This is a genomic window from Acinetobacter sp. CY81 (assembly GCF_059515925.1).
In genome coordinates this window covers 1-13,792 of the sequence record NZ_JCAKNC010000020.1, presented here as the reverse complement: position 1 = coordinate 13,792, position 13,792 = coordinate 1, and the positions used below count along the sequence as shown (strand labels likewise).

Here is a 13,792-nt window from a genome sequence, read left to right as displayed (position 1 = left end):
TTGTTAGAACCCATTTAAATTGTCTATATTCTCACCAATAAAAATGTCTAGTTTATGATGGTTTTTATCATCATGGACTGGATATAAAATATAGATGCTGATCACTATGTCTGATAAAGAAATTCAACGTCTTGCAGTTCTGCAAGAGGTTCGAGATCATCGTATTACCCAAGTCCGTGCTGCTGAAATCCTGAATCTTTCCACTCGTCAAATTACCCGGTTATTGCAGAAGCTCCATCAAGACGGTGTTTCAGGTCTGGCGCATGCCAGTCGTGGTCACCCGGGTCATCATCGCCATGATGAGTTATTAAAATCAAAGTGCCTTTCCATTATTTCTGAACATCTGCTCGGATTTGGACCCACCTTGGCGCATGAGAAGCTCAGCAGCATGTTTGACCTGAATATCCCTGTAGAAACGCTTCGGCGCTGGATGACTGCAAATGAGCTCTGGATTCCGCGATCCAAACGTCTAAAACGCCCATATCAGCCACGCTATAACCGGGATTGCTTGGGTGAGCTGATTCAGATTGATGGCTCATATCATGACTGGTTTGAAGGCCGAGCCGCCAAATGCTGCTTGCTGGTTTATATCGATGATGCCACTGGAAAGCTGTTGCATCTGCGCTTTTGTGAAGCGGAAACGACCTTTGATTACATGCTTTCAACCCGAGCCTACATTGAGCAATATGGGAAGCCCTTGGCCTTTTATAGCGATAAACACTCGGTATTCCGAGTCAATCAGAAATCGAGCCAAGACAGCAAGATCACGCAATTTGGGCGGATTCTGAACGAGTTAAACATTGATATTATCTTCGCCAACTCACCACAGGCCAAAGGCCGCGTAGAACGAGCGAATAGAACCCTTCAGGACCGTTTGATCAAGGAGATGCGCCTAGAAGGCATCGGTTCGATTGCTGAAGCCAATGCATGGCTACCCTGCTTTATTGAGCATTTCAATCAGAGGTTCGCCAAATGTGCGAGAAACTCAAAGAATTTACATCGGCCCTTAACCGAATCTGATCTTGAACTGGATGATATTTTTACCTGGCAGGAACCGCGTAAGGTCACCAAGAATCTAACCCTGACCTATGACAAATGTATTTATATGCTTGAACCGACTGAATTAAACCAGAAATTAGTTGGGCAATATATTTCATTTCTAGAGTATCCGGATGGGACTGTGGCCCTCATGCATCAAGGACGAAAGCTCAACTACAGCATCTTCAATAAATTGGCTGGGCTACAGCAAAATGAGATTGTTGAAAATAAACGTTTAGGTTCAGTTCTAGCGCATATTCAACAGCAGCATGAAGCATTGGAAAAACAGAATAAACGTTCAAGAACAAACAAAAGTATGCCAAGTCGTAAAGCTCAGAAAGCCGGTATTGAACAAAGAAAGTTGAATCCTGTGCTTGACTCTTGTCGTTAAAAACAGGACATTTTAAATGGTTTATCGCATAGACATTTTAATTGGTGAATACCAATTTTGGGCTGACGGAGCCACGCATCGGTCGTCCACGGCAGTAGGTAATTGTGCTTTCCTACATAGGCTGAGATTACGATTCACACACCGCATCGACACGTTCTCAAACCGAACAGATCACTTTTCTCTGTGAGGGTTTCCCCAACATACAACTTAAAGCTTTTCTGAACTACTCATCACGTTGTTGCTTTGTCGATATTCCCTAGTAACAACTTAATCCGTGGTGCGCTAGCGTCGCTTAATCCTTCCACCCACACCATCAGAACCCACAAAATATGTAGATTGAGCAAATCCTAGCAAAATTTTAAAAATCAGATTTCGTTTGGTTGGGTTTCAGCATATTTAGCTCATAAATAAAAATATTTAAGAACTGAAGTTGAACATCTGGAACGTTTGATGACCTTTTCAGAGCGAATGAATAGAACTATTTTTTATCTATTTTTTTTTGTTTTAATATTTCATATTCAAATAACTTTTGACCGTCGTAACTGTAGGAAGCCAAACCGTCTATAACTTTAATAAATAATTCAATGTCCTCAAAATATGTAGATTCTTTTGTAGAAATGGCACTATAAATTTTTGTTTTAGAAACTTTTTTCCAAAAGTTCGCATTATTTACAATACTATTTGTGACCTTACTCCTATCTTCTGGCATTTCTTTATTTAGTTTCTTAAAGGCTGCTAACACTGCCCCGCCTAGCTCAAATTTAAGTTGATTCTCTGCTTTGCGTTTTTTACCTGCATCCTTTTTTTGGATCTGACTCAAATAAAGCTCAAGATCCTTCAATTTCAGTTGTTGAGCCTTGAAACGGTAATAGCGCGTACACATCGTTTTTAGAATATTACGTTCAGCTAGATCTAAATTTCCCTTTTGATCATCCTGGTACAGATCTACGATTTTTTGTTCATATTCAGTTTTAAGAGGCAGATTGTTCAACTCTTCAAATAACAATGTGATCTTTAGATGTTCGCGATAGGGTTTTAAAGCCTCTTTCACTAAAATCTGCTGTGCTTCAGACAACAACTCAAAATTAAAGTCTTCGGCTTGTAATACATCAATGACCTGGTTTTGTAATTCGGTCCGAGGATCTTTCTCTAGTAAAAATTCCACAAAGCAATGTAACTCTGCAACTTTAAGTAATTGAGCAGGTCTACCACGTTTTTTTGTTTTTTCGAGAGTCATCATCTACCGCCAAATTTCAGAGCTGCAACCTATGTAAATATGGTTTTACCATATTTACATAGGGCAGTCTGAAAATAATTATTTAAATTAAAAATAAATTTTCTTGAAAAGAAAATTTATTTTTAATTTAAATAATTCGCACTTGACAGTTTCTACCTATTGGAGAAACTAGTACGCAAGGGAGCATATCTCCCTTGACCCTCTTTTACCGGTTTTTCAGCCATTGAGGCATTCAAAATCCGGACACTTTTTATTTCGTTTCACTGCATAAAAATCGGTATCAACCCAACAGAGGTACGTATGGCCAGCTACCATTTCAGCGTCAAAAGTAAAAACAAAGGCTATGCCTTAGGCCATTACCTCTACATTTCCAGACTCATGCAATACGAAGGTATCCGAAAAACCAGTAATGAGACCATAGAACACATTGAAGCTGGCCATTGTATGCCTGCCTTCGTGAAAGATCCGATCGCATTTTGGCAAGCAGCAGACACTTATGAGCGTGCCAATGCCAAAGCATATATGGAATACGAAATTGCCCTACCAAATGAATTCACGCCAGAACAGCGTAAAATGCTCATAGAGACGTTTTTAGAAAAACATGTAGCTAACCGCAACTATCCGCATTCATACGCCATACACAACGTAAAATCGCGCATCAGTGGCGAAGATCAGCCCCACTGTCACCTAATGTTCTCATTGAAAGCCGATGACGGTATTGAACGAACAGCCGAACAGTATTTCAAACGCTATAACGCAAAAGACCCATCAAAAGGCGGTGCAAAGAAGATCCAACTCCAAGAAAATCACGAAGACTATTCCGCTTTCCTAATCTATATCCGCAAACAATGGGAAAACCATCTCAATGATGCCCTGGCCAAATACTGCCCCACTATCACCTACCATCTGGATGGCCAAGACATCACCATCAAGAATCAAGTTTCAGCAGACAGCTATGAAAAATACAATGAGATCCACAGTACCTTGTACCTTCCAGAACCGAAACTCGGTGTTGGCAAACAAAATGCGACCCCTGAATACCTAGCAGAGATCCAAAAGATCAGAGAACACAACCAGCAAGAACGAGAACTAGAAGAACGGCAAAAATACTTAGATCAACAACATGAATATTTTTATAGTGCTGAAAACAACCCATTTTCATCATTGGAAGTGATGTATTACCTGAATTACTTAATCAAGAATGCAAAAAATAAGGACAAACTAAAAAATGATTTGAATGAAATTATCAAAAACCAAGGCCCTATACTCAAACAAGAGGCTTGGTCCATCTATGAAATGAATGAAAAACTAGAAGACTCAAGACGTAACAGTACCCCATGTTTTGAGTTTGAAGTGCATTCCCAGCCAAAGTATTCATTACCCATGCAGAATAAGCCCCCTCAACCGGTTCAACCCAAACAGCCAAAGCCAAAATCTGATGATTATGATTATGGTGGTCCTGGTTTTTAAAATTATCTGGCTTTATTCAGGCCTTACAGAGCGAGTGTCTACGAGCGAACAGACCCAATTAAAATTTTCGCCATGCTTTTTCTCTGATTACAAGCTCCCCTTTGTGGCTGAGATATAGATACAGAGCATCCCGAAGGGTGCGAACAGATTTAATTTGCTTCTAGGTCGAGCGAAGCGAGCATAAAAAAACTTATGAGCGAAGCGAATTCCGAGTTGCTTTTGCTTTTTTGAAGTAATAACGAGATTAACCAAAAAAATTGCCCCTTCGAACTGAGCGTAAGCGAAGTTCAATAGAGTTTGAGCGTAGCGAAAACATAGGGCAATTTTTTTAACTCTTTTTAATTAAATTTAATATTTTTAAATCTTTTATGGTTACTTAATATAATGATATTTATATAATTATTTAACTATATGACACCATTTACTTACCAATATGACACCGTTTACTTACCAATATGACACCGTTTACTTACCAATATGACACCGTTTACTTACCATTTGACACCATATATTTTTTATGGTGTATTAACACCAATAATAATTAACGGTGCTTTATTTTGAAAAGAGAATTTGTAGTAAAAGATAATGTACTTATAAATGCTAGTTATTCATTAAGTCTAGTTGAGCAACGATTGATGATACTTGCAATTATTGTTGCAAGAAAAAGTGGCGACTTAAGTTGGGATATTGATCATTGGTACGGTAAACCAGTTCAAATTCCAGCTGAAAGTTATGAAATAACTTTCAATGTTACTAGGCAGGCCTCTTATCTTGCACTAAAAGAAGCTGCTAAAAATCTTTTTGAAAGACGTTTCAGTTATCAAGAAGAACGAGTAAAAGGTATTGCCCAAAAAACTAGCCGATGGGTTTCTGATATTGCTTATATTGATTCGACAGCAACAGTTGAAATCACATTTTCACCTGTCGTTTTACCGCTAATTACTAATTTAGAGAAACATTTTACGAGTTACGAGATAGAGCAAGTCAGTAATTTAAATAGCCCATATGCAGTTCGCCTATATGAATTAATAATTTCTTGGCGTAGTACAAAAAAGACCCCAATTATTGATTTACAGGATTTTCGAAATCGTATTGGCGTGTTGGAAAACGAGTATCAGCGTATGGAATTATTTAAAAGACGGGTTTTAGAACCAGCTATCAGTCAAATTAACACTCATACAGATATTATTGCCCAGTATGAGCAGCATAAACGTGGGCGTTCAATTATTGGATTTTCATTTACCTTTAAACAAAAAGTCGTTAACACTGATAGAAAAACTCCGACTACTCTGAGTCTGTTCTCAAAAATGACAGATGCACAACGTCACCTTTTTGCAAATAAGCTTTCTGAGCTTCCAGACATGAATAAATATTCTCAAGGTACAGAAAGCTATGCACAATTTGCAGTTCGAATTGCTGAAATGTTACAAGACAAAGAGAAATTTGAAGAACTTTTACCATATCTTAGAAAGGTAGGATTTAGCACAAAATAAATTTCATGTTCAGGTAGGATGTTCAGATGAACATCCGTGTACATGCACTGAGGGACTACATTGAACACAACAAAATTTAGCGTTATGGACGCAAGTAAAGCCTTTAAAAAATCACGTACAACAATATATGAGGCTTTAAAAAATGGTGAATTATCAAGAGATCATGATGGACTTATAGACTTATCTGAACTTATCAGAGTTTATGGCAATCCTGTCGGTGTTCAGTCCAGTACACGCACTGAACAAGTTCAGAAGGATGTACCTGTACACGTCCAATCTGAGGTTGAAACTGTTCTAAAAGATCAAATCACCTTACTTAAAAATCAGTTGGATTTAGCAAATCAAAGAGAAAAGTCTTTGATGCAACATATCGAAGATCTTACTCATAGAATTGAGTTTAAAGGTGTCCTAGAGCCATCTAAACAAGAAGATCAAAACCAGTCTGCAATGGATACTACAATCAATACAAATCAGACTGTTCGACAGAATAGCTCTGAGGTATTAGCTAATCCAGAGCAGACAGAAAATAAGCGGATTCCCGTGCCGGAACAGGTTGAACCGGAGCAGCCGAAAAGAGGGTGGTTAAGCCGGTTTTTCTTGCCAAATGGCTAAAGGAATTATTCAACTGAGCTAATCAAAAGCGTGAAACATTGATCAAAGAATAGCCGTGGAACGTGAATAATCATGAAAAAGCCGTTCCAGTGCGCTGAACCCTGGAACGGCTTGGTATAAGTTAATGATTTAGAAGGGATAAATCAAAGCATTTCGTATAAGGTGTATTATGTTAATTTTAGGAAATCTTAACTTTACATAGATAAAACTAATATATTATTTTTCTTATAATTTCATAAATATCAATTGTCTAATAAAGCTTTAAATCCTATTGCTAAGTCTGTATTGTTCTATCAGAAAGATACTATAGAGCGTAATATGCATAATTTTTCAGTAACAGATTTAGATCAACTCATCGAAAATACGTTAAAAGAAAACAAAGATACCAGTAAGGTATTGATTGGATATAAGTTATTTCACGATCTCATGAATGATCCTAAATTTTATGAAGAGGTCACTAATTCAGCTCTTAGTTCAACTAAAAGAAAATATAAAAATCTGAAAATTAAGATTACGACTGATGAGTATCAGCTTAACTTTGATTAAGATATTGATACTTAAGTTAAAATTTCTAAATTAAGTATTGTAGAATTTTTTACTTATCTACTTTTTTATTGTTTTAAAATACGATAAAGTGATATTTCATTTCCTGATTAAGCCCCATATGCGCCCCCGAATACGTAAGTTTTTACATTCTCTTTATTCATCACCAAATTCGAAAGTCCTCGAATTAAAATATAACTTAAGCGGTTATAGTGATTTGGACTTACTCAAAAAAAATAAGAAATCTAACTGTCAAAACATTAGAGCAGCTATTACAAGTATTCTATATGAGCGTGGCTATACTCCAGCCGAAATTTCTTTATTAACGAACGAATAGCTTGAATCAAAAAGCCCCCATAATTTTATGAGGGCTTTTTCAATTGCTCATTACCTTAAAGTAATCATAACAGTCTTGATATGATTGGCTTCTAGTTCGATTACTTCAAAGTGTGCACCTTGATAATCTAGCGTTGATCCAACCTCTACCACACCATTAGATTTATCCAGAATCAGCCCTGCAACACTAATATAGCCTGCATCGTACTCTACCAGATCTAATCCTGATACGAGTTCAAGCTGATAAAGATCTAACATGCCGGATGCTTTCCATGTGTGGTCATCTAGCTTCACCAAATCTAGTTGTTCGTCTGCATCAGGAAATTCACCTGCAATTGCTTCAAATACATCAAGCGGTGAAATTAAGCCTTGTACATTACCAAATTCATCATTGACTAAAACCAATGAACCTTTAGACGTTCGTAAAGTATTAATCGCATCAATCACTTTCATGTTTTCAAAAATGAAAATTGGACGATGACGTTTAATTAGTGCCTTCAGCTGTTCCTGATCATCCAGTACTTCTAATATTTCTTTAGCACGAACGACACTTAAGACTTTATCCAAACTACCTCGACAAACGGGAAATAGGCTGTGTGGGACAGATAGTACCTGTTCACGGATTTTTTCAGGTGTCTCGTTTACATTGATCCAGGAGATTTGACTTCGTGGAGTCATGATAGAAGCAACCGATCTTTCAGCTAGGGTAAGTACCCCTCCAATCATATAGCGTTCTTCATCCGCAAATGCTTCTTGGGCTTCAGCATGACGAGGACTATCTGAGACCGTTTCCATTTTTCCACCCATCAATCTTAAAATTGAGTCGGCAGTACGATGACGTAATGGGATTTTTGATTCATGCTTTGTTGCGTTGCGTTGGCTAAACTGGTTAAAAGCTTCAATCACAATTGCAACACCGATACCCGAATAGATGTAACCTTTTGGAATATGGAAGCCAAAGCCTTCTGCTATTAAGCTAATACCAATTAAGAGCAAGAAACTTAAGCAGAGGATAATTACAGTAGGGTGACGGTTTACAAAACTGGTGAGGGGTTTAGATGCAACCAACATGACAACCATAGCTACAATCATAGCCACCATCATCACATAAATATTATCTACCATCCCAATCGCGGTAATAACCGAGTCTAATGAGAACACGGCATCTAACACTACGATCTGAGCTACAACTGCTGTAAAACTTGCATATACAACATTGGTTGTAACATGTACTTCTGTCTTACCTTCCATTCGCTCATGCAATTCACTGACTGCTTTATAAAGCAGGAATAAACCACCAAATAAGAGAATCAGATCTCGACCAGAGAAGGTCCAGTCAAAGACTGTAATCAATGGTCTGGTCAAAGTGACTAACCAAGCAATTGCAAACAATAAGCCCAAACGCATTAACAATGCTAAGGATAGACCTATGATACGAGCTTTATCACGCTGCTCAGGAGGAAGTTTATCTGCCAAAATGGCAATAAAGACTAGGTTATCGATACCTAAAACAATTTCTAAAACAATCAGGGTGAGTAAGCCTACCCAAATTCCAGGATCTAACAAGAATTCCATTAGACCATCTCCTCTAAAAATCTAAGAGAAGTTTTGCTTTTTTTAAAGTTTGTACCCGGCGAAGGATCCATCTAAGTTTAACCTTTTTAATATACCTAAATTGATTATGCATAATCTTAAAGTTCAGGGTTTAGCTTTTTTATGATTTTTTTGCAAAATTTATCTCTTTAAAAATGTTAATTTAATTCTAATTTTTAAACTGTTACATCTCCATTTAACATAATGGGCATTATGCGAACTCCAATCTTCTTATTCTAATAAAAACAATCAGTTAATTATTTTACATAATTCAAAAACACCCTGAAAATCCGGCTTCGATATAAGTCGGTTTCTTTTTGAGCATTTTTGATATATTCTGCCAATAAAATTGGCTAATATTTGATCAATTTTATGTTTTTTTCAACTTTATCAACTGTCACACAACCGAAATAATCCCCATTTTCTGCGGACAAGTTTACGGATAATTTCTGGTCCATTTTGTACGCCCTGGCGCACATCAATTCCAGTATTTTACGTCTATCCCGATTCCCAGTAATTTCCTATGATAAGGACATCGAGAGTAGGATGCTCCAGACAACAATAACAAATGACAGCAAAGGAAAATGCTGGTCCGACAGGAGTCAGATCAGAGTGCCTAATACGTAAAAAAGCCCAACAGGATGTTGGGCTTTTTTATTGCCTAAGTTAAGGCTGATCGGTAGTTAATTCACATTGGTTAATGAGCTTAATCAAGGAATTTTGCACATATTCTTCAAACTCAATACCTTGTTCTTTCGTTATTTTTTCAATTTTTTTAAGAACTTCACTATCTAATTCAAATTCTATTTTTTGTGATGTTTCCATTAGTAAATCATAGTTGTTTTCGACCATCTTTTTAAAAGTTTCTTTTACATCATTTGTTGATGGGACGTTGAAAGATAAGCGTAGTGAACTATTGATAATTTCAACATGGGTATGGCCGATATATTCTGTACTTTTTCCTATAAATTCTAAATGCTTCATCCCGATCCTTAAGTGTAGTGATCCTCAGGTCATCATACTCATTGTGTATGATTATTTGCAAAGTCATTCAATCCCCCTTAAAATATAGACCATAATCTATATTTTGGTTGTAATATGTGGACAGTCATTACAACGGATCTGTTTAATGAATGGCTTGAACAGCAAGATGAAACAACACAAGAAAAAGTCTTAGCTGCTTTGGTTATTCTGCAACAGCAAGGGCCAAGTTTAGGTCGTCCCTTAGTAGATACAGTCTACAACTCTAAATTTACCAATATGAAGGAACTGCGTGTTCAGCATCGAGGTAAACCGCTAAGGGCATTTTTCGCATTCGATCCATTACGACAGGCCATTGTGCTGTGTATTGGAGATAAGAGTGGTAAAAAGCGTTTTTATACAGATATGCTAGTTATTGCAGATCAGCAATACGAACTTCATCTCTCAACTTTAGGAGAACAATCTGATGGCTAAGACCCTACAAGAATTATTAGCTAGTCGCTCTCCAGAGAGCCAAGCTCGTATTCAACAAATGGCTGATGAGTTATTACTAGAAAACCAGCTTTATCTAATTCGTGAAGAATTAGAAATTTCTCAAAAAGAATTGGCTGAAACCCTTGGTATCAAACAGCCATCACTTTCAGCAATCGAAAATCGTGGGAATGATTTAAAGCTTTCAACGATGAAAAAGTATGTTGAAGCGATGGGAGGAAAACTTCGTATTGATGTAGAGCTTCCAACAGGAAAACATATAGGATTCAATGTATAACAATAAAAATGGGAGCTTAAGCTCCCATTTTTGATTTCGCATAAGGTGTATTATGTTAATTTTAGAGATTCTACATAAATGTAGAATCTCTTTAACTTAGATTTTGGCGTGTGTTCCATATTTATCAATCATATTTGTGCTGGCCTCATTTAAGCCACGTACAGTCACATTGACACCATTCTTTTGGAATTTACTTATTACTGAATCAAGCATAGCGACTGATGTCACATCCCAAATATGGGCATGGGTTAAATCAATAATCACATCCTTAACATCTTCCTTAAAGTCAAAACTCTGCATGAATTTTTCAGAAGAACTAAAGAAGATCTGACCATGTAAGTCATATAAGCGATGCGCACCCTCTAAAGTAGATTCCACATGGATATCATTCTCTAACTTGTTCGCAAGGAACAATGCAGACAATAGAACACCTGTTAATACGCCTAAAGCTAGGTTATGTGTTGCTACAACGACTACGACAGTAGCTACCATTACAATATTGCTACTTTTAGGATTTTCCTTGAATGTTTTTAATGAATTCCAATCAAAGGTACTGATGGAAACCATAATCATGACAGCCACTAGCGCAGCCATTGGAATGACCTTAAGCCAATCACTAATAAAGACTACGAGAATTAAAAGAAAGATACCTGCTGAGAATGTTGATAAGCGAGTAAGACCGCCAGATTTAACATTAATCATGGATTGACCAATCATGGCACAACCAGCCATACCCCCCATGAAACCAGATGCTATATTCGCAATGCCTTGTCCTTTACATTCTTGGAATTTATCACTTGGGGTATCTGTCATTTCATCTACGATAGTTGCAGTCATCATCGATTCAAGTAGACCCACTGCTGCCAATGCAACTGAATACGGCAAAATGATCATTAATGTTTCAATATTCAAAGGAATATTAGGAATCAAAAACATTGGAAGTGTGTCAGGTAAAGCCCCCATATCCCCAACTGTCCGCACATCAATTCCCAAGGCGATTGCCAGTAATGTAATCGCAATAATACAAACAAGAGGAGAAGGTAATAATTTTCCTAATTTAGGGATTAAAGGAAATAAATAGATAATGCCTAGACCTAGTGCTACCAAAGCATAAACATGCCAAGTCACATTAGTTAATTCAGGTAACTGTGCCATAAAAATTAAGATTGCCAAGGCATTTACAAAGCCAATCACGACAGACTTAGAAACAAAGCGCATCAACTTAGCCAGTTTTAAATATCCTGCTAATATTTGAATAACACCAGTCAAAATTGTTGCAGCAAGTAGGTATTCAAGCCCATGTTCTTTGACCAACGTGACCATGAGCAGCGCCATAGCACCTGTAGCAGCTGAAATCATAGCTGGACGACCACCAACGAATGAAATCACTACTGCAATACAGAACGAGGCGTACAAGCCAACTTTGGGGTCTACGCCTGCAATGATTGAAAATGCGATAGCTTCTGGAATGAGTGCAAGACCTACAACTAGCCCTGCAAGCACATCCCCACGGATGTTAGAGAACCATTGTTCTCGGATATTAGATAACATACAAATAGCCTGATTTTTGGAATTTTAGATAGGCTAGTGACGTGACATATACGACACACAAGCGACTACACCACATCACTAGACAGTGATGAGTTATTTACTGATTTAAGAGGTAAATAAACTTAAGGTGGCGTAAGTGTCATAAAGGAGAGAACTTGTTGTGGTGGATTTTCGAAAGCAAGGATAACAGTTAATATCTTCTCTATCTATTATGAGAGGGAAATAAGCTAGAAATCCAAGCAAACTTACCTAAAAAACTCCCTATTTAACATAATGGGCGTTATACGAAACCCCATTGTTAGAACCCATTTAAATTGTCTATATTCTCACCAATAAAAATGTCTAGTTTATGATGGTTTTTATCATCATGGACTGGATATAAAATATAGATGCTGATCACTATGTCTGATAAAGAAATTCAACGTCTTGCAGTTCTGCAAGAGGTTCGAGATCATCGTATTACCCAAGTCCGTGCTGCTGAAATCCTGAATCTTTCCACTCGTCAAATTACCCGGTTATTGCAGAAGCTCCATCAAGACGGTGTTTCAGGTCTGGCGCATGCCAGTCGTGGTCACCCGGGTCATCATCGCCATGATGAGTTATTAAAATCAAAGTGCCTTTCCATTATTTCTGAACATCTGCTCGGATTTGGACCCACCTTGGCGCATGAGAAGCTCAGCAGCATGTTTGACCTGAATATCCCTGTAGAAACGCTTCGGCGCTGGATGACTGCAAATGAGCTCTGGATTCCGCGATCCAAACGTCTAAAACGCCCATATCAGCCACGCTATAACCGGGATTGCTTGGGTGAGCTGATTCAGATTGATGGCTCATATCATGACTGGTTTGAAGGCCGAGCCGCCAAATGCTGCTTGCTGGTTTATATCGATGATGCCACTGGAAAGCTGTTGCATCTGCGCTTTTGTGAAGCGGAAACGACCTTTGATTACATGCTTTCAACCCGAGCCTACATTGAGCAATATGGGAAGCCCTTGGCCTTTTATAGCGATAAACACTCGGTATTCCGAGTCAATCAGAAATCGAGCCAAGACAGCAAGATCACGCAATTTGGGCGGATTCTGAACGAGTTAAACATTGATATTATCTTCGCCAACTCACCACAGGCCAAAGGCCGCGTAGAACGAGCGAATAGAACCCTTCAGGACCGTTTGATCAAGGAGATGCGCCTAGAAGGCATCGGTTCGATTGCTGAAGCCAATGCATGGCTACCCTGCTTTATTGAGCATTTCAATCAGAGGTTCGCCAAATGTGCGAGAAACTCAAAGAATTTACATCGGCCCTTAACCGAATCTGATCTTGAACTGGATGATATTTTTACCTGGCAGGAACCGCGTAAGGTCACCAAGAATCTAACCCTGACCTATGACAAATGTATTTATATGCTTGAACCGACTGAATTAAACCAGAAATTAGTTGGGCAATATATTTCATTTCTAGAGTATCCGGATGGGACTGTGGCCCTCATGCATCAAGGACGAAAGCTCAACTACAGCATCTTCAATAAATTGGCTGGGCTACAGCAAAATGAGATTGTTGAAAATAAACGTTTAGGTTCAGTTCTAGCGCATATTCAACAGCAGCATGAAGCATTGGAAAAACAGAATAAACGTTCAAGAACAAACAAAAGTATGCCAAGTCGTAAAGCTCAGAAAGCCGGTATTGAACAAAGAAAGTTGAATCCTGTGCTTGACTCTTGTCGTTAAAAACAGGACATTTTAAATGGTTTATCGCATAGACATTTTAATTGGTGAATACCA

General features: G+C 38.0%; 12 protein-coding genes. 8 read left to right on the top strand and 4 right to left on the bottom strand.

Annotated features, from left to right (window positions below):
- The first annotated feature begins 94 nt into the window (after positions 1-94).
- Positions 95-1,429, top strand: coding sequence for an ISNCY family transposase (locus AC5YDM_RS14955; protein WP_496151848.1), 1,335 nt, complete (start codon positions 95-97; stop codon positions 1,427-1,429).
- Between the two features lie 478 nt (positions 1,430-1,907).
- On the opposite strand, the gene AC5YDM_RS14950 is transcribed toward AC5YDM_RS14955, so the two are convergent.
- Positions 1,908-2,666: a hypothetical protein gene (locus tag AC5YDM_RS14950; RefSeq protein ID WP_496152856.1), complete on the bottom strand. Its 759-nt coding sequence runs from the start codon at positions 2,664-2,666 to the stop codon at positions 1,908-1,910.
- A 300-nt stretch (positions 2,667-2,966) separates the two neighbouring features.
- On the opposite strand from AC5YDM_RS14950, the gene AC5YDM_RS14945 reads away from it, so the two are divergent.
- The 4 genes from AC5YDM_RS14945 to AC5YDM_RS14930 all read left to right on the top strand — a co-directional run bounded on the left by AC5YDM_RS14945 (position 2,967) and on the right by AC5YDM_RS14930 (position 6,787).
- The gene (locus tag AC5YDM_RS14945; protein ID WP_496152855.1) at positions 2,967-4,136 is read left to right on the top strand and encodes a MobA/MobL family protein; all 1,170 of its coding nucleotides are present in this window, start codon (positions 2,967-2,969) and stop codon (positions 4,134-4,136) included.
- Positions 4,137-4,693: 557 nt separating this feature from the next.
- Entirely contained in the window at positions 4,694-5,629 is a 936-nt protein-coding gene (gene repM / locus AC5YDM_RS14940; RefSeq protein ID WP_496152854.1) for a replication initiation protein RepM, read from the top strand.
- Between the two features lie 84 nt (positions 5,630-5,713).
- Positions 5,714-6,241 carry a plasmid replication DNA-binding protein gene (locus AC5YDM_RS14935; protein WP_496152857.1) on the top strand — a complete coding sequence of 176 codons (528 nt, stop codon included), beginning with the start codon at positions 5,714-5,716 and terminating at the stop codon, positions 6,239-6,241.
- A 318-nt stretch (positions 6,242-6,559) separates the two neighbouring features.
- Positions 6,560-6,787 carry a hypothetical protein gene (locus tag AC5YDM_RS14930; protein WP_496126898.1) on the top strand — a complete coding sequence of 76 codons (228 nt, stop codon included), beginning with the start codon at positions 6,560-6,562 and terminating at the stop codon, positions 6,785-6,787.
- A 384-nt stretch (positions 6,788-7,171) separates the two neighbouring features.
- Here AC5YDM_RS14930 and AC5YDM_RS14925 read toward each other — a convergent pair whose 3' ends face one another.
- Both AC5YDM_RS14925 and AC5YDM_RS14920 read right to left on the bottom strand, forming a co-directional pair.
- Positions 7,172-8,695 (bottom strand): TerC family protein, encoded by a 1,524-nt coding sequence (locus tag AC5YDM_RS14925; RefSeq protein ID WP_496152853.1) that lies wholly within the window; start codon positions 8,693-8,695, stop codon positions 7,172-7,174.
- Positions 8,696-9,379: 684 nt separating this feature from the next.
- Positions 9,380-9,697: a hypothetical protein gene (locus AC5YDM_RS14920; protein ID WP_496152852.1), complete on the bottom strand. Its 318-nt coding sequence runs from the start codon at positions 9,695-9,697 to the stop codon at positions 9,380-9,382.
- Positions 9,698-9,811: 114 nt separating this feature from the next.
- On the opposite strand from AC5YDM_RS14920, the gene AC5YDM_RS14915 reads away from it, so the two are divergent.
- Positions 9,812-10,168, top strand: coding sequence for a type II toxin-antitoxin system RelE/ParE family toxin (locus AC5YDM_RS14915; RefSeq protein ID WP_496152851.1), 357 nt, complete (start codon positions 9,812-9,814; stop codon positions 10,166-10,168).
- On the top strand, positions 10,161-10,463 hold the full coding sequence (locus AC5YDM_RS14910; protein ID WP_496152850.1) for a helix-turn-helix domain-containing protein: 303 nt from the start codon (positions 10,161-10,163) through the stop codon (positions 10,461-10,463). The genes AC5YDM_RS14915 and AC5YDM_RS14910 overlap by 8 nt, the downstream gene beginning before the upstream one ends.
- Before the next feature lie 96 nt (positions 10,464-10,559).
- Here AC5YDM_RS14910 and AC5YDM_RS14905 read toward each other — a convergent pair whose 3' ends face one another.
- On the bottom strand, positions 10,560-12,014 hold the full coding sequence (locus AC5YDM_RS14905; RefSeq protein ID WP_496152849.1) for a SulP family inorganic anion transporter: 1,455 nt from the start codon (positions 12,012-12,014) through the stop codon (positions 10,560-10,562).
- A 389-nt stretch (positions 12,015-12,403) separates the two neighbouring features.
- On the opposite strand from AC5YDM_RS14905, the gene AC5YDM_RS14900 reads away from it, so the two are divergent.
- Positions 12,404-13,738 (top strand): ISNCY family transposase, encoded by a 1,335-nt coding sequence (locus AC5YDM_RS14900; protein WP_496151848.1) that lies wholly within the window; start codon positions 12,404-12,406, stop codon positions 13,736-13,738.
- Positions 13,739-13,792 lie beyond the last annotated feature (54 nt).